Here is a 23,323-nt window from a genome sequence, read left to right as displayed (position 1 = left end):
CCGGCCGCTGCCGGGAGATTGAACTGATGGATGTGCTGCTCGCCAACCCGCGTGGTTTCTGTGCCGGTGTCGATCGTGCGATCGAGATCGTCAAGCGCGCGATCGAAACGCTGGGCGCGCCCATCTACGTCCGCCATGAAGTGGTGCACAACCGCTTCGTGGTCGACGACCTGAAGCAGCGCGGCGCGATCTTCGTCGAGGAACTCGACGAAGTGCCGGACAACAACACGGTGATCTTCAGTGCCCATGGCGTGTCCCAGGCCGTGCGCCAGGAAGCCGAGCGCCGTGGCCTGAAGGTGTTCGACGCCACCTGCCCGCTGGTGACCAAGGTCCACTTCGAAGTCGCCCGCCACTGCCGTGCCGGCCGTGACGTGGTGTTGATCGGCCACGCCGGTCACCCGGAGGTGGAAGGCACCATGGGCCAGTGGAACCGCGAAGCCGGCACCGGCCAGATCTACCTGGTGGAAGACGTGGAGCAGGTTGCCACGCTGCAGATCAACCAGCCGGACAACTTCGCCTACACCACCCAGACCACGCTGTCGGTGGATGACACGCGCGGCATCATCGATGCGCTGCGCGAGCGGTTCCCGGCGATGCAGGGCCCGAAGAACGACGACATCTGCTACGCCACGCAGAACCGCCAGGATGCCGTGCGCGATCTGGCCAAGCGCTGCGACCTGGTGCTGGTGGTCGGTTCGCCGAACAGCTCCAACTCCAACCGCCTGAGCGAGCTGGCCCGCCGTGAAGGCGTGGAGTCGTACCTGATCGATGGCGCGCACGAGATCGACCCGGCGTGGGTGGCGGGCAAGCAGCACATCGGCGTGACCGCTGGCGCCTCGGCGCCGCAGGTGCTGGTCGACGGCGTGCTGGCACGCCTGGCCGAGCTGGGTGCCAGTGGCGTGTCCGAGCTGGACGGCGAGCCGGAATCGATGGTGTTCGCGCTGCCGAAGGAACTGCGCCTGCGCCTGGTCGACTGACCGGGAAAGGCCTCATCCACGCATGGCGTGGATAAGCACATCCATGACCTTTGGCCATGGGGCCGGCCATCGCACAGGCCTAGCATCGGAGGATTCTCCGATGCTGGAAGTTGCCGATGAAGACCCGTGCCCTGGCGATGTCGTTGCTGTTCGCGCTGGCCGCCACGCCCGCGCTGGCGCAGGCCTCGCCATCGGGTGATGCCGCAGCCCCAGGCCTGCTGCGCATCGATGTAGATGCACGTGACCTTGCCCGTCGCATCTTCAAGGTGACCGCCACCGTGCCGGTCAAGCCCGGTCCGGTCACCCTGCTGTACCCGCAGTGGATTCCCGGCAACCATTCGCCCACCGGCCCGATCGACAAGCTGGCCGGCCTGCGCGTGACCGCCAACGGCAAGCCGCTGGCCTGGCAGCGCGACCAGTACAACGTCTATGCGTTCAAGGTGGACGTGCCCGAGGGCGTCAGCGAGATCGTCGCCCACTTCGATTTCCTGTCCTCGCAGGGCGGCAGCCAGGGGCGGGTGGTGATGACCCCGGAAATGCTCAACCTGCAGTGGAACGCCAATTCGCTGTATCCGGCCGGCGTAGATGCGCGCAACCTGCAGGCGCAGGCCAGCGTGACCCTGCCCAAGGGCTGGTCGTTTGCCACGGCGCTGGAAACCGCGCACCGCGACGGCGATACCGTGGTGTTCAAGCCGATCTCGTATGACCATCTGGTCGATTCGCCGTTGTTTGCCGGCGAGCACTACCAGCGCATCGATCTCGATCCGGGCGCGAAGGTGCCGGTGCACCTCAATGTGTTTGCCGACGAAGCCAAGTCGCTGAAGCCGACCGACGCGCAGATCACGATGCACCGCGCGCTGGTGCAGCAGGCCGACAAGCTCTATGGCGCGCGTCACTACAACCATTATGAATTCCTGCTGGCCTTGACCGATCGTCTTGGCGGCATCGGCCTGGAGCATCACCGCTCCAGCGAGAACAGCGCCGACCCGGGTTACTTCACCGAGTGGGACCGCAACGCGTGGATGCGCGATCTGCTGCCGCACGAGTACACCCATTCCTGGAACGGCAAGTACCGTCGCGGTGCCGACCTGGCCACTGCCAACTTCAACGTGCCCATGGGCGACAGCCTGCTGTGGGTGTACGAAGGGCAGACCCAGTTCTGGGGGCAGGTGCTGGCGGCACGCTCGGGGTTGTGGTCGGCTGCGCAGGCGCGCGACATGCTGGCCAATGTGGCCGCGACCTATGACCGTGGCCGCCCGGGCCTGGCCTGGCGTCCGCTGCAGGACACCACCAACGACCCGACCATCGCCCAGCGTCGCACGCTGCCGTATCGCAACTACCAGATGAGCGAAGACTACTACTCCGGCGGCCAGATGCTGTGGCTGGAAGTGGAAGGCAAGCTGCGCGAACTGAGTGGCAACCGCCGCAGCCTGGATGACTTCGCGCGCGCCTTCTTCGGCGTCGGCAATGGCGACTGGGACGTCAACCCGTACACCTTCGACGACGTGGTCGCGACCTTGAACGGCATCGCGCCGTACGACTGGGCGACGTTCCTGCGCGGGCGCCTGGACGGCCACGGCGCGTTGACCGGTGGCCTGGAGCTGGCGGGCTGGAAGCTGGTCTACCGCGATACGCCGAACGATGCCTACAAGGCGCAGGAGAAGCGCGCCAAGGCCGCATTGCTGGCGTACTCGCTGGGTGCGACGGTGCTCGACAACGGTACGGTCGGCGACGTGATCTGGGACAGCCCGGCCTTCAACGCCGGCTTGGCGCCTGGCATGAAGGTGATTGCCGTTGGCGGCCGCGAGTACAGCAGCCAGCGCTTGAAGGACGCGGTGGCTGCGGCGGCGAAGGACAAGGCGCCGATCGTGCTGCTGGTGAAGCAGTTCGATCGGATCGACACGATGAACATCGACTACCACGGTGGCCTGCAGTACCCGGTGCTGGAGCGCATTGCCGGCAAGCCTGACCGCCTTGCGGAGCTGTGGAAGCCACGATGAAGCCGCGCGCCGGCGATGGCGTGATCCTGCTGATGGCGATCCTGGCCATCATCGGTGCGTTCCTGGACGGTGACGGGCGCTGGCTGCATTGGCTGGCGAAGCCGGCGACCACGCTGCTGATCGCTGCCATCGCCTGGCGGGTGCGTGATCCTGCGCAGCCGACCTACCGGCGCGCGGTGCTGGCCGGCATGCTGCTGTCGTGCGTGGGTGACATCGCGCTGATGCTGCCGATGGACGCGTTCGTACCGGGGCTGGTGGCGTTCCTGCTGGCGCACCTCTGCTACATCGTCGCCTTCCGCGATGGCCTGCGTGCCGGGCGTGGGTTGCTGGCCGCCAGCGTCCTGCTGGCGGCCTTTGCCGTACTCAATGTGCTTGGCCTGTGGCCGCACCTGCCGGTGCCGATGCGTGTGCCGGTGCTGGCATACGTGGTGGTGCTGGCATCGATGGCAGCGCTGGCCCTGGCACGGCAGTGGCGCAGCCCGCAGCCCGGTGCCGTGGAAGCCCGAAGCGCCCGCTGGGCCGCGGCAGGTGCATTGCTGTTCGTCGCCAGCGATTCCCTGCTGGCCTGGGACCGCTTCGCCGGTGGCCTGCCGTTGGCCAGCCTGCTGGTGTTGTCCACGTACTATGGCGCGCAGTACGCCATCGCCCGCTCGGTGAAACAGCAAAAAGGGGACGGAGGGGATTAAGTCGCAATCCGCACCAAGGCACATACGACTTAATCCCCTCCGTCCCCTTTTTGTGCGGCCTATCGGTGGTTCACGCCGCGCAGGGTGCCCTGCGCATCGAACTGCAGGCGCACGGATTCGCGGTCACCGGCCACTTCGTCCGGCAGCCACACCAGCTTGCCGCCCTTGCGCACGATCACATACACGTGGCCGACTTCGGATGCGGGGTTCTGCAGGGCATTGCGTTGTTCCTGCAATGCCTGCGCCACGCGCGGCACGGCCTCGAAATCGATGCTGGCCAGGGATGTGCTGCTGCGCTGCAGGCTGATGGTCGGCGCGAACTGCTGCGGGTTCACCGGATTGCCCTTGCGCCATTGGCCACGCTCGAAGTGGTAGCTGTCGACGTGGGTCGGCTGCTGCGGGTCGACCAGGTCCAGGTTGATGCGGCCATCGTCGTAGAAGTGGATGCTGTGGAACACCGTCAACCGGTGCCCGGCCAGTGCAGGCATCTGTTCCAGTGCCTGGCGGGCGGCCAGCAGGTAGTCCGCATCGAACAACCGGTTGCTGCGTTCGGGAACCGGCATTGATCGCGGTTCGGGAATCGGAGCGAGCGAAGCGGGCCCCTCGCGCGATGGCGGCATGGTGATCGGCGCGGTCGCGCGGTCAGCCTGCACCGAATGCCCCAGTGTTTCGCCTATCGTCTGCAGCGCACCACCGGCAACGGCGGCGCCGGCCAGCACCAGCAGCACGGCGGAAAATACCACGGGTGTGGAAGGCGACCGCTTCATACAGCCTCCAGGCGCACATTGCTGCGGTCATCCGGGTCGTACAGCAGCGTGACCTGCTCGCGTGGAACGTTGGCCAGCTCGATCAACGGGATGAAGCGGCGCACGCTCACCTGCTGTATGCCACCTTCGCGGTCGGTATATTCCAGCTGGAACTCCACCTGCGGCTGTTCGTTGAGGTAGGTGCCGGTCTGGCGCACCTTCAATACCCGGGCCTCCACACCGATGCCGCGGTACTTCAGCGCGTCTCCGCGGGCATCGGCGTGCAGCAGGCGGCCGAGCAGGCGCAGGACCAGGGCGTAGCCGCACAACACCAGCGGGCACACCAGCAGTGGGTGGCCAAAGGTCAGGAAGGTCCAGCCCAGGCCCTCGCTCTGCAGCCGATAGGCCCACACATAGGCAGCGGCAACGGCTGCGATGCCGAGTGCTGCACCGATGCCGCGTCGCCACAGGCTGGCGACATTCAGTTCGGGCTGGGCACCGTCCAGTACCACGTTCGGGAACGCGCCCGGCACCCGGCTCAGGCGTGCATCGACGTGCCTGCCGACGCCGAAGCGCTGCAGTTGCGGCTTGCTGTCGACTACCAGCAGCAGTTCGCGGATCGGCGTGCCGGACAGGTTCTTGAAGGACAGCTGCAGTTTCCATTGCGCGAAGCCACGCACCTGCACGCCGGTCTGTTCAGCGTGTTCGATCAGCGCATCGCGTGGTTCGCCATCGGCGAGGATGGAGCGAACGCGATGCAGGGCGCGTGGTGGGCCGAGCAGCAGGAAATGCAGGAACGCGAACAGCAGAGCGAGCCATGCAGCGAGCGACAGTGCCAGCAGCAACAGTGCCAGCCACGGTGCACTGCGATCAGCCAGCGCCACCGGCCACGAGGTGCCGAAATAGAGAATGCAGGGGAAGGGCAACGCGAAGAACAGCAGGAACGCGCCCCAGAACCAGAGATAGGCCTTCATGGGGGGAGGTGGCAGACCGGTGGAACAGGCCGCGTAGGTTACTACGCTCAGCGGAACTGCAGGGTAAGCAGGTAGTAGCGGCCGAGCGGATCATCCAGCCCCGGCATCTGCCCGCCATTGCCGACCAGGTAGTTCACCGGTTGCGTGTCGAGCACGTTGTGCACGTCCAGCGCCGCGACGACGCGCGGGCCGAGGCGGCGTGCCAGGTGCAGGTTCCAGCGCAGCTGGCGCGGATTCATGCAGTGGTTCTGTTCGGCCTGATCCTGCGGGCATTCGGCCCCCGGCAGCCAGGCACGGGTGCGACCGACCTGGTTGCCGCGCAGGGCGACGTCCCAGTTGCTGTTCTGCCATTGCGCGTTCAACACCGCAGCCAGTTCGGGTGTCACATGGCCGCGCAGGTCCACGGCGGCCTCGTGGTCACGGCGCCGACGCAGTTCCTGCTGCTTCAGCGCATCGAGTGAGAACAACCATTGGCCGTTGCTGCCGCTGTCGATGCGGTATTCGCCACGCAGGACCCAGTTGCGGGAGGTGGTGCGGCCGATGTTGTCGAACGACAGGCGCAGGCTGCTCAGGTAGCCGTCGTCATCCAGCTCCCAGGTACTGCGATTCCACACCGCATCGCTTGGCTGCAGGGCGAGGATCTCGTTGCGCAGTTCCACGATGTTGTGGGTCAGCGACAGCGAAAACGTGTCGTTGGGTGTCCATGTGGCGGCCAGCGAATGGCTGCGCGATCGCTCGGCCTTCAGTGCATCGTTCTCAACCACGTTGGCCGTGACGCTGCAGCCGCCACTGGCCGTGGCCATTGCACATTCAGGAAGGGCACTGGACACCGGAAGCGTGATCGACCCGAAGTAGCCCGGGGGGCGCCGTTGCTCGAACAGGCTCGGCGCACGGTAGCCGCGTCCGCTGGCCAGCAAGAACGACCAGTGAGGCGTCGGGGTCCAGCGCAGTCCGGCACGTGGCGAGAACGCCATGAAGCCGTCGTCGCGGTCCCAGCGTGCGGCCAGGTCCGCGCGCAGCGTGGGTGCCAGTGGCAGGCCCAGCTCGGTATAGACACCGCTGCTTTGCCGCGACAGGCGGCGTTGCTGCTGCGGCAAACCCAATGCAAGGTCGCCCTGGCTCAGCAGCGCATCCGGATGCGAGGTCCAGCGCTCATGGCGCAGGTCGATGCCGGTCGCCAGTTGCGCATTGCCCCCAGCCATCGCCATCAGCTCACGCTGCACGCCCCACCAGCCCTGCCACTGTGCAGTGCTGCCGCGGTTGCGGATGGATGGGAACAGCGCGTCCATATCGGCTGCCGGCGGCGCGTCGAAGCCGGGAATGAACCTGCGTGCCTGCGTTGCTTCAAGCAGCAGCGCCGTGCGCACCGTGCCTGCCGTGGACAAGGTGACTTCGCTGCGCTGCGCACTGATGCCGGCTTCCCAGCTGCGCCGGCCCTGGTCACGTCCGATGCCGAAGGTGACGTCCGTATCGGTGGCGCGGACCTTGGGACGCACGTTGCCGGCCTCACGCAGCACACTGTTGAAGGTGATGCCCCGCGACACCACCGCAACGGCGGTCGGGCCCAGGTCGAAGCGCTGGCGGTTGTGACTGGCCCGCACCTCGGCATAGGCATAGCGTCCCTCACCCCGTTCGTGCCGGTAGCGCAGGTAGGCCGACGCGGTATCCGAGGCCGGTTGCAGCGAACGCGGCCGGGCGCTGTCGAACCAGCAGCCGTCCTCGCGCCGCTCCAGGGGCGGCTCGCAGCGCCGCGCGGGCACGTACCAGTTGCCCAGGATCGCGCCGATCGGATACAGCGAGGTTTCCGCATGCCAGTCACGCTGGTCACCGGCGACATGTTCGACACGGTGCAGATCGAGACCGGCAAACCAGCGGTCTCCGTTGCCACGTGCGCCGCCCGTGGCGGCCTGCAGGCGGTACTGGCCCGCGTCGCCACGGCTGCTGAGCCCGGTCTGCAGCATGGCTTCGGGCCCATCGGCCTGGTCGCGCAGGATGATGTTGACCACGCCGGACATGGCGTCGGCGCCATAGATGGCCGAGGCACCGCCGCGTACCAGTTCGATGCGGTCGACGAAGCTCAGCGGAATGCCGCCGAGGTCGGTCAGCCCACCCTGTTCCAGCGACACCATCGGATAGCGCGGCAGGCGCCGGCCATTGACCAGGAACAGCGTCGCCCGCGGTCCCATGCCATCGAGGCTGGTGGTGGCCGCTGCACCCACCGGCAGGTACTGCGAATCGCCGCCGCGCGAGGTGCTCATGGCAGGATGGCCGTTCATGCCGGGCAGGTGCCGCAGCAGGTCGAACAGGTTGCCGTAGCCACTGCGCAGGATGTCGTCACGATCAATGGTGGTGACCGGCAGCGTGGTCTGCACCGAAGAGCGTGGCAGCCGGCTGCCGGTGACGTGGATGGGAGCCAGTTCCACCTCGTGCGGCGTGTCGGCGGACCTGGGAGGCGGGCGCGGCAGACGCGGGGCGGTGAACGCTGCCGGCGGCTTGGCAGGCTCGGCATGGACCCGCCGCACGACAAAAGCACCCGAGGACGTGCGCAGGATGCTGACCGGCAGGCCGGCAACCAGTTGCTTCAGCGAAGCCCCGGTATCGCGCTGGCCACGGGTGCCATCGGTGCGCAGACCCTCCAGTTCACGTGCGTCGAACAGCAGGGCGGTGCCACTCTGCCGGGCCCATTGCTGCAGTGCCGGTACCAGTGGGCCGGCGCCCACGTCGATCGCCAGCGTGCCCGCGGGCGTGCCGGCATCGGCCATCGGTACTGCGGCAACGCCCAGGGCAAGGCATAGCAGGGCCCGGAGCAGCCCCCACTGCAGCGCACCCGGACCTGCCTTCACCGCCGGTCTCCTCAGTATGTGCGGCGCAGTTCCAGCGCGCCATCCGGACGCGTCTGGCCAGCCACGGACCACCCCAGTTCCAGCGCCGACAGCAGTTCCTGCGCATCGCCGGCACGGAAGGTACCGCTCACGGCCAGGCTGGCGATCTCAGGATCGGCGATCACCAGCGGCGTGCGGCCGTAACGGTTCATGCGTTCGACCACGATCGACAGGGGGGTGGCATCGAACACCAGTTGCCCCTGCAGCCAGCCTTCAGCGGCGGCAGTGGAGGAGAGGGCAGGGCCTGGCTGGATACGGCCGGAAGGCAGAACCTGCAGCTGCTGGCCGGGCGCCAGCGTGTGCTGCGCTGCGCCGCTGCTGACTTCGACGGCACCTTCCAGCAGCGCGACCTCGACCAGGCCGTCGCGCAGGCGTTCCACCTGGAAGGTCGTGCCGATGTCGCGGATCGTACTGTCGCCGGCGCGCAGTTGCAGCGCCTTGTTCGACGGTGCGACCTGCAGTTGCAGCCGGCCCTGCTCCAGCACCAGCTCACGATGGCGCCAGCCGAAGCGGGCGCGGAGAGTGGTGCCAGCATCCAGCATGGCGACGCTGCCATCGGCCAGTGTCTGCTGCTGTGGCTGGTGCGAATCATTGGCGTAGACCTGTGGCGTCGGGTTGCCGTCGACGGCAGCCATCCAGCCGATGCCGATCGCCATGCAGACACCGGCAGCAGCGGCCACGCCCGGCAACCAGCGCCGGCGCGGCGGACGCGCCGCGCGTGCCGCAGCGGTCCGCAGCCAAGGGTCAGCCGCAAGCCCAGCGCCCTGCTGGAACAGGGTTTCGGCCTGCACCCAGGCTTTGACGTGGGCCGGATCTTCGGCCAGCCAGTCCTCGAACGCTTCGCGTTCGGCCGACGTGCAGTCCGGGGCTTCCAGGCGGGCTACCCAGGCGCTGGCGCGTTCAAACAGCTGTGCATCATCCCTGTGCGGGGTGCCACTCATTGGCCGTCCCTGTCGTTGTGCAGCGGATCCGATCCCAACTCCTGACGCAGGCCCTGCAGGGCGCGGGCGATATGTTTTTCCACGGTCTTGGCAGTAATTCCACAATGCCGCGCGATCTGCGTGTAGCTCATGCCGGTGATGCGGTTGAGCAGATAGACCTCGCGTGCGCGTTCGGGAAGCTTGAACAGGGCCTGCCGCAGCAGGAACAGCATCTGCCCCGACTCGGCCTGGCGCAATGGATCGGGCGAGGAACTGGACGGTTCGTCGCTGCCATCGTGTTCGGCCAGCGGCAGATGCGGCCGCGACAGCGGTGAGCGGCCGCGGTCTGCCAGGCGGTTGCGGGCGATACGATACAGCAGCAGGCGCAGTTCGTCCGGGCCCTGTGCGCGGTAGCGGATCAGCCGCTCCATGCAGTCCTGCGCGATATCCTCCGCATCCTCAGGCCCAACCCCCCGCGTGCGCAGGAACGCGCACAGCGGTGCGCGCTCTTCGCGCACGAACGCGATGAAGGCATCCGCAGGTGCGGGTAGCTCCGGCGCGCGATGGAGCAGGGGAGACGGGGTGGACAGGGCTGGCCTCGACGGTGGGTGGCGAATGCGTCGTCGAGTTTTACGCGACGATGACCGGATGGGGAAGAGTGTGCATCGATCGAATTCCCATTGTGAATGTATTCATTTTTTAGGATCCGTTCCACTGGGGGAGATCACCCCGCTGTGGCGTTGATCGCTCCATCCGCGTGTTGCGGGTGGAGAGAGAGCACATGAAGTATTCGAAGTTGAGCCTGGCCCTGGCCGGGCTGATGGGCGTTGCCGCCATATCCGTGGTGGATGACGTCATGGCAATGAATTATCACGTGCAGGGCGATCGCATCTTCCTGAGTGGCGATGTGACCTACGCCGACGTGGTGTCCCTGCCGGCACTGCTGGCCAAGGCGCAGGCCGAAGGCCGGCCGGTCCGTGAGGTGGTGCTGCGCACGTCCAACGGTGGTGCGTTGATCGCCGGCGAGTGGCTGCAGGGCATCATCCGCACTTCCGGACTGAACACCATCGTGTCCGGCAATTGCATCTCGTCCTGCTCGATCATGCAGTCTGGTGGCGTCGAACGCTATCTGGCCGGCGATCTGCCGCTCATCGACTCGGTGCAGATCCACGCGGCCAGCAGCGGCGGCAAGGTGATCTACACGCCGTCGCCGCGCATGACCCAGATCTACACCGGCAACTACGGTGGTGGCATGGATGCCGGGCTGCTGCACAAGGCCATGTACGAAGTGGTGAAGCCGAACGGCCTGCTGGTGTTTCGCGATCCGGCACGCAGCGCCGGTTCCTCGGTCACTTTCGACCCCGATGGCAGTGGCAGCAAGCTGGAGTCGTTCCCCGGCCAGGATATCTACAGCAACAGGATCATCACCGCGAACGGGTACCGCGATCCGGGCGACACCCTGAACGTTACCGCCAACGTGACCGGCGACATCAACCCCGGCTACCTGCGTACCGGACGCCAGTTGCAGGCGTTCGTCGATGATGATTTCGCGCGCTGGAATACCGACTGGCGATCCACCTACATCAATCTCGCGCAGAGCATCTACAACGCATCCAGCAAGGGTCCGCAGGGCATCGGTGCGCTGTCGGTGCAGGGTTACCTCAGTGACCCGGACATCCAGGACCTGTTGCTGTCCAAGCTGCGGCTGGCTGATCTGGATGTCTCCACGCTGGACAACGCCATGGGCGTGATCCGGGTGAGCAACGGCGCCACCTGGCGCACGTCCGCGACGACGGGTGCGGATTTCATGCTGGTCGACAATGGCACCATCGCGCTGGAAGGCGGTGCCCTGCGCGCATCGGAAGTGCGCGTGCTCGGCGCAGGCATGCTGGTCGGCCATGGCGACGTGGCGGGTACTGCGATGGACCGCGCTGCATTGCTGGACGGCACCGGCCCGTCGTACCGCGAAGACGGTTTCAACCGCCTGCGCGTGTTCGGCACGCTGATGCCGCGCGGTGGCGACCTGGTCACCCATGGCTACGTCAACATCATGCCGGGCGGCAAGGTGCTGTTCGACGTTACAGAGAATGGCGGCACCGCTGCAGGCCGCCTGCGCGTGGGTACCTTCTTCGATGACGAGCAGACCGAGGGGGCACTGGTGATCTCCAAGGGTGCCTTCCTCGAACTGAACGTGGCGCAGGGCTACTACGGCCAGGATTTCCGTCGTGATCTGGTTGAGGGCCCGATCTACCAGGGTGGCTTCGAAGAGGCCGTGCGCCTGGGTGACACCGGCTACAGTGCCAGCATCAGCGGTGATGTGTTCCGTCCCCGCCACAATTCGCTGTTGAGCTTCAACGTGAAGCAGACGGCCGACGGCCTGTGGCTGACCGCCAACCCCGGCTTTGACCAGCTGGGCCTGTTCGCCAACGGTACGTCCGGCGACGGCCTGGGCCGTGCGCTGGCGACGGCCTCCGATCGCCAGGACAAGGGGCTGAGATCGCTGCTGGGCGCACTGCAGTTCGCCGACCGCGATGTGATCGCACAACAGGCCGGTGCCCTGCGCGGTGATGCGCACGCCAGCCTGCGCCTGGCAGACACCGCACTGGTGGGCAGCATCGGCAACGTCGTGCAGCAGCACCAGTCGGCCATGCGCAGCGGCGGCGATGCCGATGGCCTGGCCTCGCAGGTGGCGCAGTCGGTCTCCTCCCAGCCGGGCATGCGCCATGGCAGCCTGTTCAACCAGCTGGCGATGCACCTGGTCGAACCGGCGCCGGGCAGCGTTGCGGGTAGCGGTGACGCCGGACGCAGCCATGGCATCTGGGCACGTGGTTTCGCCAGCCATGGCCGCATCGATGCCGACGGTGGCGTGGCCGGCCTGAGCCACAACATCGGCGGCATCGTGGTCGGTGCCGACACCCGCGTGGCCGATGACCGCGTGACCCTGGGCGTCAGCGTGGCCGCGGCGGACATGTCGACCAAGGCCAGCGATGGCTCTGGTTTCACCGGTGATGTGCGCGCGCTGGACGTGGGCGGTTACCTCGATGCGACGTACGCGCGCGGCTATCTGTCGGCGGCCGTGCGCTACACCGATCTGCGGCATGACACCCGTCGCAGCATCGGCGGTATCGATGGCCTGCAGCAGCCCCTGCGCGCGAAGTACAGCAACGATGCGATCTCCGCACGAGTTGAACATGCGTTCTCGTTCACCACCGGCAAGGGCCTGGTGATCCAGCCGTTGCTGCCGGTGGTGGACTACGCGCGCACTTCGGCCACCCGCTTCAACGAAGGGCAGGGCGCCGGTGCGCTGGTTGGCCGCAGTGGCAGCCTGGAGAGCATCCGCGTGGGTGCGGGCCTGCAGCTGTTCAAGACCTTCGAAGGCAACAACGGTGAGCGCATCACCCCGCGCGCCCGGGTGGTCTGGCAGAAGGAGCTGGGCGATTCGCAGGCCCGCTACAGCACCGGCTTCGCCGCAGCTCCGGATCTGGTGTTCGGCGCCAGCAGCCAGGCGGTGGGCGAGCAGGTGCTGGCCTGGAACCTGGGTGTGACCAGCCGTGCCAGCGAGCGGCTGTCGATCATGGCCGATTACGTGGGCGAGCGCCGCGATGGGCAGATCCAGAACGGCGTGATGCTGGGCCTGGGCTGCAGGTTCTAAGTGGCACCCGGCACCGGCGATGACGGCATCGCCGGTGCCATCCCAACGCGGGCGCTGCTGCGGTATGGTCGGTATGGCATTCCACCCAGGCCCATCCATGCAGATCGCCGTCTTCAGTGCCCGTCCCTACGACCGCCACTTCCTTGATGAGGCGAACCAGCGCGATGCAGCTGGGGACGGCTTTGCGTTCGTGTACTTCGATGTGGCGCTGGACGTGCACACGGCGGCGCTGGCGCAGGATTGCGCAGCCGTATGCGTGTTCGTCAACGACCGCCTGGATGCGCCGGTACTGCACGCCCTGCATGCGGTGGGGGTGCGGGCCGTGCTGCTGCGATGCGCAGGTTTCAACAACGTGGATCTGGCGGTTGCAAAAGCGCTGGATCTGTTCGTCGCACGCGTACCGGCCTATTCGCCTGAAGCCGTGGCCGAGCATGCGCTGGCGCTGGTGATGACCCTCAATCGGCAGACCCATCGCGCCTACAACCGGGTGCGCGAAGGCAACTTCATGCTCGATGGCCTGCTCGGGCGCACCCTGCATGGCCGCACCGTGGGCATCGTCGGTACCGGCAAGATCGGCCTGGCCACTGCGCGCATCTTCAAGGGCATGGGCTGCATCGTGCTGGGACACGACCCGTATCCGTCGGCTGCGTTCGGCGGAATCGGCGATAGGGTCGGGCTGGATGAACTGCTGGCACGTGCCGACATCGTGTCGCTGCATTGCCCGCTGACGCCTGAGACCCACCACCTGATCAATGACGCGTCGCTGGCGCGGATGAAGCCGGGCGCGATGCTGGTCAATACCTCGCGCGGCGCACTGGTCGATACCCATGCGGTGATCCGCGCGCTGAAGGCGCGCCGGCTGGGTCATCTGGCCATCGACGTGTACGAGCAGGAAAGCGCGCTGTTTTTCCAGGACCTGTCCGGCGAGATCATCGACGACGAGGCCTTCCAGCGCCTGATGACCTTCCCCAACGTGCTGGTGACCGGCCACCAGGGCTTCTTCACCGTGGAGGCGCTGCAGGAGATCTCGGCGATCACGCTGGGGAACCTGCGGGACTTTGCCGAGGGGCGGGTGTGTGCGAACCGGGTGTAGCGGGCTGAGCCGGGTGGATTGACCGCCGGGGCGCCCAGCCCGTAAAATCGCGGGCTCCGCCGGAATAGCTCAGTTGGTAGAGCGGCGCATTCGTAATGCGTAGGTCGCAGGTTCGACTCCTGTTTCCGGCACCAGTTGCAATGAAAAGCCCCGGCCTTTGGCCGGGGCTTTTTGTTTGGCCGATTGGCGGCGCGACGCCATCAACGCCGCGCCATCCCCGCATCCTTCGCCAGCCACCACGCCAGCTGCTGGAGATAACCACCCGCTGCTCCCGCCAATGCGCCGATCAGCAGGCGTGCGAGCACTCTGGTCCCGCGGCTGGCCCGCTCGCGTACCCATGGCAGCACCGCGACCACCTGCGCACCCAGCAACAGCATCAGTACGTCCAGTCCCGACGCATCCACCAGCGGCAACAACGGCAGCAGATCCGGATTGCAGGCCAGCACGATCACCAGCGTAGCCCCAGGCACGGCCATCAGCCGGCGCCCGGCGGGCAGGGTGGTCCAGCGCAGCAGTCGTTCGATCATGCGCATGACGTTCCTCGGGTCATGCGCGAGAACCCTCGTCAGGCCCAACCGCCCGCACCGGTTGCCGCAGCACGGTCTTCAATCTCGCCGCGTCGGTCTTTCGCGGATCACTCAGGTAGATCTCATGGTGGGGGCCGGCAAAGGTGTAGCCCAGCGAAGGCATCAGTTCGTCGTGCAGATGAGCCAGGATCGGGCCTTCGTCATCGTAGGCGCCCACATGCAGGGTCTGCAGGCAGAGGCCTTCCTCAAGCACCCTATGACGAAGGCCAGCCGGTGTCTCGCCCAGCTTCTTCGTCGCCTTGGCGATGGCGGTCTCCAGTTGCCCTGGGCTGATCCCGTCCGGCGTACGGATCATCACCGTCCACGACCACTCGTCCTTGCGGCGTGCCACAAAGCTCGCCGGGTCGTCGGCGGTCCAAAGCGCTTCCAGCGGCGGCACTACGTAGTCCCAGCCCTCGGCCTTCAGCGCGAACTTCAGTGCATAGCTCACTGCATACAGCCACTGCACCGACTGCAGGTAAGCCGGGGCGGTATTCGGGTCGCCGCGGCCGTCGATCATCAGGTAGGGCAACGGCGGCACCTCCACTTGGACGAACCGGCCTGCCGGGGGCTGGTACAGCGCCCGGTCGCGCTTCTTGAAGTCGATCTTGTCCATGGCATCCCTCCTGCCTGGAGCATCCCATGTTCCTGTCTGTCCGCGCACCTGAATCTGTTCAGGCGACTTTGCCGAGCGCGGCGGATCACCGGCCGATGCCATCGTGCGTGCGCGGTGCGACAACGTGTCGCAGCCAGAATCGGGCCTTTCCTGCGCTCGATCAATGTCAATGCCTTTCTTAAATGATGGGTGACGGCCTAAAATTGAAAGGCTGACTCGACCCCACCTGCCTGCCTGTCTTCCGGACCGGTGGGACCGGCTTTGGCCGGAACAGGCAGGGACGGGGAACGGCATTCCCTCGCAATTGGATCGACCGATGATTCCGTTGAAAACCCTTGGGCGCTGGTTGCGCCCGGGCCTGCTGCTGTCGTTGCTGGTGATGCTCACCGGCTGCGATGCCGTGGCCATCCTCAGTCCGAAGGGCCAGATCGGCCAGGATGAGAAGACCCTGCTGATCACGGCCACCGTGCTCATGCTGCTGGTCGTCATCCCGGTCATCATCATGACCCTGACCTTCGCGTGGAAGTATCGCGCCTCCAACACCAAGGCCCGTTACGAGCCGAAGTGGTCCCACTCGACGGCGATCGAGGTGGTGGTGTGGTCGATCCCGTGCATGATCGTGCTGGTGCTGGCGGTCCTGACCTGGCGCTCGTCGCACGCACTGGATCCGTACCGTCCGCTGGATTCGGACGTCAAGCCGGTCACCATCGAGGCGATCTCGCTGGACTGGAAGTGGCTGTTCATCTATCCGGAAGAGAAGGTGGCGGTCGTCAACGAAATCAAGTTCCCGGTCAACACGCCACTGAACTTCAAGATCACGTCCGATTCGGTGATGAATGCGTTCTTCATCCCGCACCTGGGCAGCATGATCTACTCGATGGCTGCGATGGAGACCAAGCTCCACCTGATCGCCAACGAGACCGGTAAATTCCCGGGCATGTCTTCGCACTACAGCGGCGCGGGCTTCGCCAAGATGCACTTCACCGCCTACTCGGTCACCGATGCCGAATACCGCCAGTGGCTGGACCAGGTCCGCGCCGGCGAGCAGACCCTGGACAAGGCCTCGTTCAAGGCCCTGGGCGAAGCACGCAACGCCGAGTGGTATCCGGTCACCTACTTCGGCAAGACCGAAGAAGGCCTGTTCGACTGGGTCATCGCCAAGCACATGGGCGACAACAAGCATTACGGCATGAAGCACTCGCATGCCGGTGCCGCCGCTGCCGACGCCGCCACCCATGAAGCGCACGAGGGCCACGCCCCCAGTGATGCGCATGATTCCAAGGAATCGGGTGAAAACCTGGATGCCAACGAACACGAACACGCAGGCCATGCCGGCCACGCGGGTTCGGGAGAATGAACATGTTGGGAAAACTCTCTCTTGAGTCGATCCCCCACGATCCGATCGTGCTGACCACCCTGGTCGGCGCGGTGCTGGGTGGCCTGGGCGTCGTCGCCCTGATCACCAAGTTCAAGCTGTGGGGCTATCTGTGGAAGGAGTGGTTCACCTCGGTGGACCACAAGAAGATCGGCGTGATGTACCTCATCGTCGCCTTCGTCATGCTGCTGCGCGGCTTCTCCGACGCCATCATGATGCGCACCCAGCAGGCGCTCGCCGTCGGCGGGTCCGAGGGCTACCTGCCGCCGCACCACTACGACCAGATCTTCACCGCCCACGGCGTGATCATGATCTTCTTCGTGGCGATGCCGCTGATCACCGGCCTGATGAACCTGGCCGTGCCGCTGCAGATCGGTGCGCGTGACGTTGCGTTCCCGTTCGTCAACTCGCTCAGCTTCTGGCTGTTCGTGGCGGGCGCGGTGCTGATCATGCTGTCGCTGTGGATCGGTGAGTTCGCCGCCACCGGCTGGCTGGCGTTCCCGCCGTTGTCGGGTATCGAATACAGTCCAAGCGTCGGCATGGACTACTACATCTGGGGCCTGCAGGTGGCGGGTTTGGGTACCACGCTGAGTGGTATCAACTTCTTCATCACCATCCTGAAGATGCGTACCCCCAGCATGAAGCTGATGCAGATGCCGGTGTTCACCTGGACTGCCCTGGTGACCAACGTGCTGATCGTCGCTGCCTTCCCGGTGCTGACCATCACCCTGGTGCTGCTGACCCTGGATCGCTACCTGGGTACGCACTTCTTCACCAATGATGGTGGCGGCAACGCCATGCTGTACATCAACCTCATCTGGATCTGGGGTCACCCGGAGGTGTACATCCTGGTCCTGCCGGCGTTCGGTGTGTTCTCCGAAGTCATCGCCACGTTCTCGCGCAAGGCGCTGTTCGGCTACAAGGGCATGGTGTACGCCACCGCCTGCATCGGCGTGCTGTCGTTCATCGTGTGGCTGCACCACTTCTTCACCATGGGCTCGGGTGCCAACGTCAATGCCTTCTTCGGCATCACGACGATGATCATCTCGATCCCGACCGGCGTGAAGATCTTCAACTGGCTGTTCACCATGTTCCGCGGTCGCGTGCACTTCACCACCCCGGTGCTGTGGACGATCGGCTTCATGGTCACCTTCGTCATCGGCGGCATGACCGGCGTGATGCTGGCGATCCCGGCCATCGACTTCGTGCTGCACAACAGCCTGTTCCTGATCGCCCACTTCCACAACGTCATCATCGGCGGCGTGGTGTTCGGCATGTTCGCCGGCATCACTTACTGGTGGCCGAAGATGTTCGGCTTCCGCCTCAATGAGTTCTGGGGCAAGTGCGCGTTCTGGTGCTGGTTCATCGGCTTCTACGTGACCTTCATGCCGATGTACGTGCTGGGCTTCATGGGCATGACCCGTCGCCTGCAGAGCACCGTCAACCCGGCCTACGAGCCGCTGCTGCTGGTTGCTGCCTGCGGTGCGTTCATCGTCGGCGCCGGCATCCTGTGCCAGATCATCCAGGTGGCCGTGTCGATCCGCGACCGCAAGAAGACCGTGGACCTGACCGGTGACCCGTGGGATGCCCGTACGCTGGAGTGGGAAACCTCCTCGCCGCCGGCCTTCTACAACTTCGCGACCCTGCCGGACGTCACCGAGCTGGACGATTTCTGGGAACGCAAGCAGCGTGGTGAAGCCTGGCCGAAGCCGGCCAAGTACACCGACATCCACATGCCGCGCAACACCGGCACGGGCGTTGTCATCGGTGCCTTCAGTCTGGTGTTCGGCTTCGCGATGATCTGGCACATCTGGTGGCTGGCCATCGTCGGCTTCGTCGGCATGATCGCCACGTTCATCTACCGCACCTTCGACCAGGACGTGGACTACTGGGTCCCGGCCGCCGAGGTGGAACGCATCGAGAACGCACACCGCAAGCACCTGGAAGCCCAGGGCCTGGTGAAGTCGGAGCTGAAGGCATGAGCACCAATACCTCGACCCTGAGCCCTGGGCACGCCGCACACGCGGCGGCCCATGGCCATGACGACCACGAGCACCACGACACCGGCGGCAACACCGTCTTCGGTTTCTGGGTGTACCTGATGAGCGACTGCCTCATCTTCGCCTCGCTGTTCGCCACCTACGTGGTGCTGGCAGGCGGTACCGATGGTGGCCCCACCGCGAAGGACCTGTTCGAGCTGCCGTTCGTGGCGTGGGAAACCGCGCTGCTGCTGACCTCGTCGCTGACCTTCGGCCTGGGCATGATTGCCATGCACCGCAAGCAGATGGGCCAGATGTACCTGTGGCTGGGCATCACCTGGCTGCTGGGCTTCGGCTTCATGTGCATGGAAGTGTGGGAGTTCCAGCATCTGATCCATCAGGGCTACGGTCCGGACCGCAGTGCCTTCCTGTCGGCGTTCTTCGCCCTGGTCGGTACTCACGGCCTGCACGTCAGCGCGGGCCTGCTGTGGCTGCTGGTGATGTTCGTGCAGCTGAAAAAGTACGGCCTGACCGCGACCAACAAGACCCGCATGGCGTGCCTGAGCCTGTTCTGGCACTTCCTGGACCTGATCTGGATCGGCGTGTTCTCCGTCGTCTACCTCAATGGAGCGCTGTAATGGCACATGACAACCATGCACACGACCACGGCACCGGCGGCGAAAGCCACGGCAGCGTGAAGTCGTACCTGATCGGCTTCGTGCTGGCGGTGGTGCTGACCGTCATCCCGTTCTGGATGGTGATGTCGGGCGATTTCTCGCGCACCGTCAACGGTGTGGTGATCGCGGTCACCGCGGTGCTGCAGATGCTGGTCCACCTGGTGTTCTTCCTGCACCTGGACCGCTCTTCGGAAAGCCGCTGGAACGTCAACGCGGCGGCCTTCACCGTCGTGGTGATCGGCATCATCGTGATCGGCACCCTGTGGGTCATGCACAACATGAACGTGCACATGATGCACTGACGTCCTCGCGACGTTGCCACGCAGAAAGGCCGCCCTCGGGCGGCCTTTCTGGTTTTCCGTTGTCCGGTAGTGCCGGCCGCTGGCCGGCAATCGCGGGACGCCGGCCAGCGGCCGGCTTTACCCTGCCACCCGGCGCAGGAATTCCTCTGCCTCCATCGGCCGGCCCAGGTGGTAGCCCTGCAGCTGGTCGCAGCCCAGCTCGCTCAGGTACTCGCGCTGCGCCTGCGTTTCCACGCCTTCGGCCACCACCTGCAACTGCAGGGTGCGGCCCAGCGCAATGATCGACGACACGATGGCGGCATCTTCGTCGTTGCATTCCAGATCACGAACGAACGCGCGGTCGATCTTCAGTTCGGTGGCCGGCATGCGCTTGAGGTACAGCAGGCTGGAATAGCCGGTGCCGAAGTCGTCGATGGCGATGTGCACGCCCATCGTGGTCAGGTCGTTGAGGATGGCCAGGCTGGCATCGACGTCCTTCATCGCGGTGGTCTCGGTGATCTCCAGGGTCAGCCGGGCCGGTTCGATCCGATGCCGCTGCAGTACTTCGCGCACGCTGTCCAGAAGCGCCGGCGAGGCGAACTGCAACGGCGACAGGTTCACCGCCATCGACCAGTCTGCGTGGCCGGCGTCATGCCAGGCGCGCAGCTGTGCACAGGCGCGGTCCAGCACCCAGTCGCCGATGGGGAGGATCAGTCCGCTGCGTTCGGCGATCGGAATGAACACATCCGGCGCCAGCAGCCCCAGCTCCGGGTGCTGCCAGCGCAGCAGCGCTTCGGCGCCGGTGGCCGGTGCGCCCGCGGCCGGGAATTTGGGCTGGTAATGCAGGATCAGTTCGTTGCGGGCGATGGCCTTGCGCAGGTCCTGCAGCAGGCGCAGCTGGCGATTGGCACTGAGCTGCATCGAGGGAGTGAAGAAGGTATAGCCGTTCCGCCCGGTTTCCTTGGTGTGGTACATCGCCGCATCGGCGTGCGCCATCAGTTCGCGCTCATTGCTGGCGTCGTCCGGGTACAGGGCGATGCCCAGGCTGGCGCTGACCTGCAGTTCGGCCGCATCCAGCGTGAACGGCTCACCGGCGGCGGCAATGATGCGCTCGGCCACCACCACCGCATCGTCGGGAATGTCGATGGCCAGCACGATCACGAACTCGTCGCCGCCGAGGCGGGCGAACGTGTCCTGCGGGCGCAGCAGGCCGCCGATGCGCTGCGCCACCGCCACCAGCAGGCGGTCGCCAAGCTGGTGGCCATAGGCATCATTGACCGCCTTGAAACCATCCAGGTCGCAGAACATCACCGCCACCGCATGATTGCGGCGCCGCGCCTTCTCGATGGCCTGCTCGATGCGGTCCTGCAGCAGCATGCGGTTGGGCAGCTGGGTCAACGGGTCGTGCAGTGCCGCCTGGATCAGCTTGTCGTTGGCGTGCGCCAGCGAATCGGCCAGCAGCCCGGTGCGCACGCGCATCTGCCGGTCGAACAGCGAGGCCACCAGGGCGATGCCCAGCGTGGCCACGGTGGTGACGATCACCAGCACCGCCAGCCAGCGCGTGTCGATGCCGCCGCTGCCGACGGCGCCACAGATGCTGCCTTCGGGGAAGCGCGCCGCCGCCATGCCGGTGTAATGCATGCCGACGATGGCCAGGCCCATCACCAGCGATGCGAGCGCGCGCAGCAGCAGGGTGTTGCGCTGCTCGGCGCGCAGCCGGAAGGCGATCCACAACGCCGCACCTGCGGCACCGATGGCCACCGCAATGGAGGCGGCGAACCAGCCGGGGTGATAGTCGATGCCCGGCTGCATGCGCAGCGCGGCCATGCCCAGGTAGTGCATGGTGGCAATGCCCAGGCCCATCAGTACCGCACCGGCCAGCAGCCGCCGCCACGGCAGGCTGGGGCGCGACACCAGCCACAGCGCATAGGCCGAAGCGCCGATCGAGACGGCCAGCGAGTACAGGGTGATGCCCAGGTCGTAGCCGACTGGAATCGGCAGGTCGAAGGCCAGCATGCCGATGAAATGCATCGACCAGATCCCCAGGCCCATGGCCGCCGCGCCACCCGCCAGCCACCAGCGTGCCACGCGCCCCTCGGCCGTGGCCAGGCGGCCGGCCATGTCCAGCGCCGTGTACGAAGCAAGAATGGCCACCAGCAGCGAGATGGCGACCAGGCTCTGACTGTAACTGCCAGTCATGTTGAATCCAGAGGGAGAGGGAGGGGCGCCCGCAAGGCGCACGCCCGCGACAGCTATCGGCGCGGGTGGACGGGACTTGAGCGGTCGCAGCACCTGCGACCCGGCTCGGCTATCCTGCCACGCCTGTTCCCATTGCTGGAAATCATCCGATGGCAAAAGCCCGCACCGCCTACGTCTGCAATGAATGCGGCGCCGAATTCAGCAAGTGGCAGGGGCAGTGCACCGAGTGCAACGCCTGGAACTCGTTGTCGGAGATCGTGCTGGAGAGCGCGGCGGCGGCCAAGGCGCCGGCCTCGCGGCGGGCCGGCTGGGCCGGGAAGATCGACCCGCCGAAGATCACCGCGCTGAAAGACGTGGAGCAGACCGAGCATCGCCGGGTCTCCACCGGCATCGGCGAGTTCGACCGCGTGCTGGGCGGCGGCCTGGTCGAAGGCGCGGTGGTGCTGGTGGGCGGCGACCCGGGCATCGGCAAGTCGACGCTACTGCTGCAGGCGGTGGCGAAGATGGCGGCCGAACTGCCGGTGCTCTACGTCACCGGTGAAGAGTCGCTGGCGCAGGTCGCCGGCCGCGCGCATCGCCTGGAGCTCCCGCTGGACGGCGTCAATGCGCTGGCCGAGACCGGCGTCGAGTCGATCCTGCAGCACGCGGCCAAGGCCGGCCCGCGGCTGATCGTGGCCGACTCGGTGCAGACCCTGTGGACCGAAACGCTGACCGCGGCGCCCGGCTCCGTAAGCCAGGTGCGCGAGAGCGCGGCACGGCTGGTGCGCTTTGCCAAGGAAACCGGCACTGCGGTGTTCCTGGTCGGCCACGTCACCAAGGAGGGCGGCATCGCCGGCCCGCGCGTGCTGGAACACATGGTTGATGCGGTGCTGTACTTCGAAGGCGAGAGCGGCAGCCGCTTCCGCCTGTTGCGCGCCTTCAAGAACCGGTTTGGTGCGGTGAACGAACTGGGCGTGTTCGCGATGGGGGACAAGGGCCTGAAGGAAGTCTCCAATCCATCGGCCATCTTCCTGTCCGGCGGCAGCACCCATCAGCCGGGCAGCTGCGTGATGGTCACCCGCGAGGGCACGAGGCCCCTGCTGGTGGAGGTGCAGGCGCTGGTCGATGCATCGCCGCTGTCGAACCCGCGCCGTGTCGCGGTCGGCCTGGAGCAGAACCGCCTGGCGATGCTGCTGGCGGTGCTGCATCGGCACGGCGGCGTGCTGGTCGGCGACCAGGACGTGTTCGTCAACGTGGTCGGCGGCATCCGCGTGCAGGAGACCGCCGCCGACCTGCCGGTGCTGCTGGCGGTGCTGTCGTCGCTGCAGGATCGGCCGCTGGCGGAGAAGACCATCGCCTTCGGCGAGGTGGGCCTGTCCGGCGAGATCCGCCCGGTGCCCAATGGCGAAGACCGCCTGCGCGAGGCCGCCACCCATGGCTTCAAGCGCGCCATCGTGCCCAAGGCCAATGCGCCCAAGGGCGGTTCGGTGAAAGGCATGGAGGTGATCGCGGTAGAACGCCTGTCCGAGGCCATCGACGCGGCGTGATGCCAGCCCTGTAGAGCCGAGCCCACGCTCGGCTGCTTTCTGTGGAGTCGAGCCATGCTCGACTGGTGGTCGAACAGCAGCCGAGCATGGGCTCGGCTCTACAAGTGTCCAATGCAGTAACGGTCAGCTTCACTGTGCTAGTTTTTCCCGCTCGACGAAGACGCCCTCTGGCGT

General features: G+C 66.1%; 18 protein-coding genes and 1 tRNA gene. 11 read left to right on the top strand and 8 right to left on the bottom strand.

Annotated elements, in window-relative coordinates; all coding sequences use genetic code 11:
• The first annotated feature begins 26 nt into the window (after positions 1-26).
• The 3 genes from ispH to AC5P6A_RS01265 all read left to right on the top strand — a co-directional run bounded on the left by ispH (position 27) and on the right by AC5P6A_RS01265 (position 3,663).
• Positions 27-977, top strand: coding sequence for a 4-hydroxy-3-methylbut-2-enyl diphosphate reductase (gene ispH / locus AC5P6A_RS01275; RefSeq protein WP_019659291.1), 951 nt, complete (start codon positions 27-29; stop codon positions 975-977).
• 116 nt (positions 978-1,093) lie between these two features.
• Positions 1,094-2,977 carry a M61 family metallopeptidase gene (locus AC5P6A_RS01270; RefSeq protein WP_180876095.1) on the top strand — a complete coding sequence of 628 codons (1,884 nt, stop codon included), beginning with the start codon at positions 1,094-1,096 and terminating at the stop codon, positions 2,975-2,977.
• A complete protein-coding gene (locus AC5P6A_RS01265) occupies positions 2,974-3,663 on the top strand; it encodes a lysoplasmalogenase (RefSeq protein WP_180876093.1) in 690 nt (229 codons plus the stop codon). The genes AC5P6A_RS01270 and AC5P6A_RS01265 overlap by 4 nt, the downstream gene beginning before the upstream one ends.
• A gap of 59 nt (positions 3,664-3,722) precedes the next feature.
• On the opposite strand, the gene AC5P6A_RS01260 is transcribed toward AC5P6A_RS01265, so the two are convergent.
• The 5 genes from AC5P6A_RS01260 to AC5P6A_RS01240 are packed head-to-tail and all read right to left on the bottom strand — an operon-like array spanning position 3,723 to position 9,712.
• Positions 3,723-4,430, bottom strand: a complete 708-nt coding sequence (locus AC5P6A_RS01260; RefSeq protein ID WP_180876091.1) for a hypothetical protein — start codon at positions 4,428-4,430, stop codon at positions 3,723-3,725.
• The gene (locus AC5P6A_RS01255) at positions 4,427-5,383 is read right to left on the bottom strand and encodes a hypothetical protein (RefSeq protein ID WP_180876089.1); all 957 of its coding nucleotides are present in this window, start codon (positions 5,381-5,383) and stop codon (positions 4,427-4,429) included. The genes AC5P6A_RS01260 and AC5P6A_RS01255 overlap by 4 nt, the downstream gene beginning before the upstream one ends.
• Positions 5,384-5,430: 47 nt before the next feature.
• Complete coding sequence (locus AC5P6A_RS01250; RefSeq protein WP_180876087.1) at positions 5,431-8,226, bottom strand: TonB-dependent receptor plug domain-containing protein; 2,796 nt, start codon at positions 8,224-8,226, stop codon at positions 5,431-5,433.
• A gap of 11 nt (positions 8,227-8,237) precedes the next feature.
• On the bottom strand, positions 8,238-9,206 hold the full coding sequence (locus AC5P6A_RS01245; RefSeq protein WP_021202458.1) for a FecR family protein: 969 nt from the start codon (positions 9,204-9,206) through the stop codon (positions 8,238-8,240).
• Positions 9,203-9,712, bottom strand: coding sequence for an RNA polymerase sigma factor (locus AC5P6A_RS01240; RefSeq protein WP_346714797.1), 510 nt, complete (start codon positions 9,710-9,712; stop codon positions 9,203-9,205). The genes AC5P6A_RS01245 and AC5P6A_RS01240 overlap by 4 nt, the downstream gene beginning before the upstream one ends.
• Before the next feature lie 254 nt (positions 9,713-9,966).
• Between AC5P6A_RS01240 and AC5P6A_RS01235 the strand changes: the two genes are divergently transcribed.
• The 3 genes from AC5P6A_RS01235 to AC5P6A_RS01225 all read left to right on the top strand — a co-directional run bounded on the left by AC5P6A_RS01235 (position 9,967) and on the right by AC5P6A_RS01225 (position 14,064).
• On the top strand, positions 9,967-12,837 hold the full coding sequence (locus tag AC5P6A_RS01235) for an autotransporter family protein (RefSeq protein WP_180876083.1): 2,871 nt from the start codon (positions 9,967-9,969) through the stop codon (positions 12,835-12,837).
• 97 nt (positions 12,838-12,934) lie between these two features.
• Positions 12,935-13,930 (top strand): 2-hydroxyacid dehydrogenase, encoded by a 996-nt coding sequence (locus AC5P6A_RS01230; protein ID WP_180876081.1) that lies wholly within the window; start codon positions 12,935-12,937, stop codon positions 13,928-13,930.
• 58 nt (positions 13,931-13,988) lie between these two features.
• Positions 13,989-14,064, top strand: a tRNA-Thr gene (locus AC5P6A_RS01225).
• A 66-nt stretch (positions 14,065-14,130) separates the two neighbouring features.
• Here the strand turns inward: AC5P6A_RS01225 and AC5P6A_RS01220 are convergent.
• Positions 14,131-14,463 carry a hypothetical protein gene (locus AC5P6A_RS01220; RefSeq protein ID WP_180876079.1) on the bottom strand — a complete coding sequence of 111 codons (333 nt, stop codon included), beginning with the start codon at positions 14,461-14,463 and terminating at the stop codon, positions 14,131-14,133.
• A gap of 13 nt (positions 14,464-14,476) precedes the next feature.
• The gene (locus tag AC5P6A_RS01215) at positions 14,477-15,112 is read right to left on the bottom strand and encodes a GyrI-like domain-containing protein (RefSeq protein ID WP_180876077.1); all 636 of its coding nucleotides are present in this window, start codon (positions 15,110-15,112) and stop codon (positions 14,477-14,479) included.
• Between the two features lie 316 nt (positions 15,113-15,428).
• Here AC5P6A_RS01215 and cyoA point away from each other — a divergent pair, with 316 nt between their 5' ends.
• From cyoA to cyoD, 4 genes are read left to right on the top strand one after another with little or no spacing between them, the layout of a single operon-like run.
• Positions 15,429-16,469, top strand: a complete 1,041-nt coding sequence (gene cyoA / locus AC5P6A_RS01210) for a ubiquinol oxidase subunit II (RefSeq protein ID WP_164144654.1) — start codon at positions 15,429-15,431, stop codon at positions 16,467-16,469.
• Positions 16,470-16,471: 2 nt separating this feature from the next.
• On the top strand, positions 16,472-18,469 hold the full coding sequence (gene cyoB, locus AC5P6A_RS01205; protein WP_019659275.1) for a cytochrome o ubiquinol oxidase subunit I: 1,998 nt from the start codon (positions 16,472-16,474) through the stop codon (positions 18,467-18,469).
• Positions 18,466-19,104 carry a cytochrome o ubiquinol oxidase subunit III gene (cyoC, locus tag AC5P6A_RS01200; RefSeq protein ID WP_164144653.1) on the top strand — a complete coding sequence of 213 codons (639 nt, stop codon included), beginning with the start codon at positions 18,466-18,468 and terminating at the stop codon, positions 19,102-19,104. The genes cyoB and cyoC overlap by 4 nt, the downstream gene beginning before the upstream one ends.
• Positions 19,104-19,445 (top strand): cytochrome o ubiquinol oxidase subunit IV, encoded by a 342-nt coding sequence (gene cyoD / locus AC5P6A_RS01195; RefSeq protein ID WP_005415725.1) that lies wholly within the window; start codon positions 19,104-19,106, stop codon positions 19,443-19,445. The genes cyoC and cyoD overlap by 1 nt, the downstream gene beginning before the upstream one ends.
• Before the next feature lie 117 nt (positions 19,446-19,562).
• Here the strand turns inward: cyoD and AC5P6A_RS01190 are convergent, their stop codons facing one another.
• Complete coding sequence (locus AC5P6A_RS01190; protein WP_021202465.1) at positions 19,563-21,623, bottom strand: putative bifunctional diguanylate cyclase/phosphodiesterase; 2,061 nt, start codon at positions 21,621-21,623, stop codon at positions 19,563-19,565.
• A 149-nt stretch (positions 21,624-21,772) separates the two neighbouring features.
• Here AC5P6A_RS01190 and radA point away from each other — a divergent pair, with 149 nt between their 5' ends.
• Complete coding sequence (gene radA, locus AC5P6A_RS01185; protein ID WP_019659272.1) at positions 21,773-23,149, top strand: DNA repair protein RadA; 1,377 nt, start codon at positions 21,773-21,775, stop codon at positions 23,147-23,149.
• The last annotated feature ends 174 nt before the right edge of the window (positions 23,150-23,323 follow it).

The sequence above is a fragment of the Stenotrophomonas sp. YJH_SMC_20 genome (genome assembly GCF_059367845.1).
The sequence above is the reverse complement of the archived record's forward strand: the minus strand, read 5'-3'. Positions and strand labels throughout refer to the sequence as shown.

What these genes read in the sequence shown, in the direction of transcription:
- cyoA (WP_164144654.1), top strand. Translation starts at nt 15,429, where the DNA reads ATGATTCCGTTGAAAACCCTTGGGCGCTGGTTGCGCCCGGGCCTGCTG.
- AC5P6A_RS01220 (WP_180876079.1), bottom strand. Translation starts at nt 14,463, where the DNA reads ATGCGCATGATCGAACGACTGCTGCGCTGGACCACCCTGCCCGCCGGG.
- cyoD (WP_005415725.1), top strand. Translation starts at nt 19,104, where the DNA reads ATGGCACATGACAACCATGCACACGACCACGGCACCGGCGGCGAAAGC.
- AC5P6A_RS01235 (WP_180876083.1), top strand. Translation starts at nt 9,967, where the DNA reads ATGAAGTATTCGAAGTTGAGCCTGGCCCTGGCCGGGCTGATGGGCGTT.
- AC5P6A_RS01270 (WP_180876095.1), top strand. Translation starts at nt 1,094, where the DNA reads ATGAAGACCCGTGCCCTGGCGATGTCGTTGCTGTTCGCGCTGGCCGCC.
- cyoB (WP_019659275.1), top strand. Translation starts at nt 16,472, where the DNA reads ATGTTGGGAAAACTCTCTCTTGAGTCGATCCCCCACGATCCGATCGTG.
- AC5P6A_RS01260 (WP_180876091.1), bottom strand. Translation starts at nt 4,430, where the DNA reads ATGAAGCGGTCGCCTTCCACACCCGTGGTATTTTCCGCCGTGCTGCTG.
- ispH (WP_019659291.1), top strand. Translation starts at nt 27, where the DNA reads ATGGATGTGCTGCTCGCCAACCCGCGTGGTTTCTGTGCCGGTGTCGAT.
- AC5P6A_RS01190 (WP_021202465.1), bottom strand. Translation starts at nt 21,623, where the DNA reads ATGACTGGCAGTTACAGTCAGAGCCTGGTCGCCATCTCGCTGCTGGTG.
- AC5P6A_RS01245 (WP_021202458.1), bottom strand. Translation starts at nt 9,206, where the DNA reads ATGAGTGGCACCCCGCACAGGGATGATGCACAGCTGTTTGAACGCGCC.
- cyoC (WP_164144653.1), top strand. Translation starts at nt 18,466, where the DNA reads ATGAGCACCAATACCTCGACCCTGAGCCCTGGGCACGCCGCACACGCG.
- AC5P6A_RS01265 (WP_180876093.1), top strand. Translation starts at nt 2,974, where the DNA reads ATGAAGCCGCGCGCCGGCGATGGCGTGATCCTGCTGATGGCGATCCTG.
- AC5P6A_RS01215 (WP_180876077.1), bottom strand. Translation starts at nt 15,112, where the DNA reads ATGGACAAGATCGACTTCAAGAAGCGCGACCGGGCGCTGTACCAGCCC.
- AC5P6A_RS01230 (WP_180876081.1), top strand. Translation starts at nt 12,935, where the DNA reads ATGCAGATCGCCGTCTTCAGTGCCCGTCCCTACGACCGCCACTTCCTT.
- AC5P6A_RS01255 (WP_180876089.1), bottom strand. Translation starts at nt 5,383, where the DNA reads ATGAAGGCCTATCTCTGGTTCTGGGGCGCGTTCCTGCTGTTCTTCGCG.
- radA (WP_019659272.1), top strand. Translation starts at nt 21,773, where the DNA reads ATGGCAAAAGCCCGCACCGCCTACGTCTGCAATGAATGCGGCGCCGAA.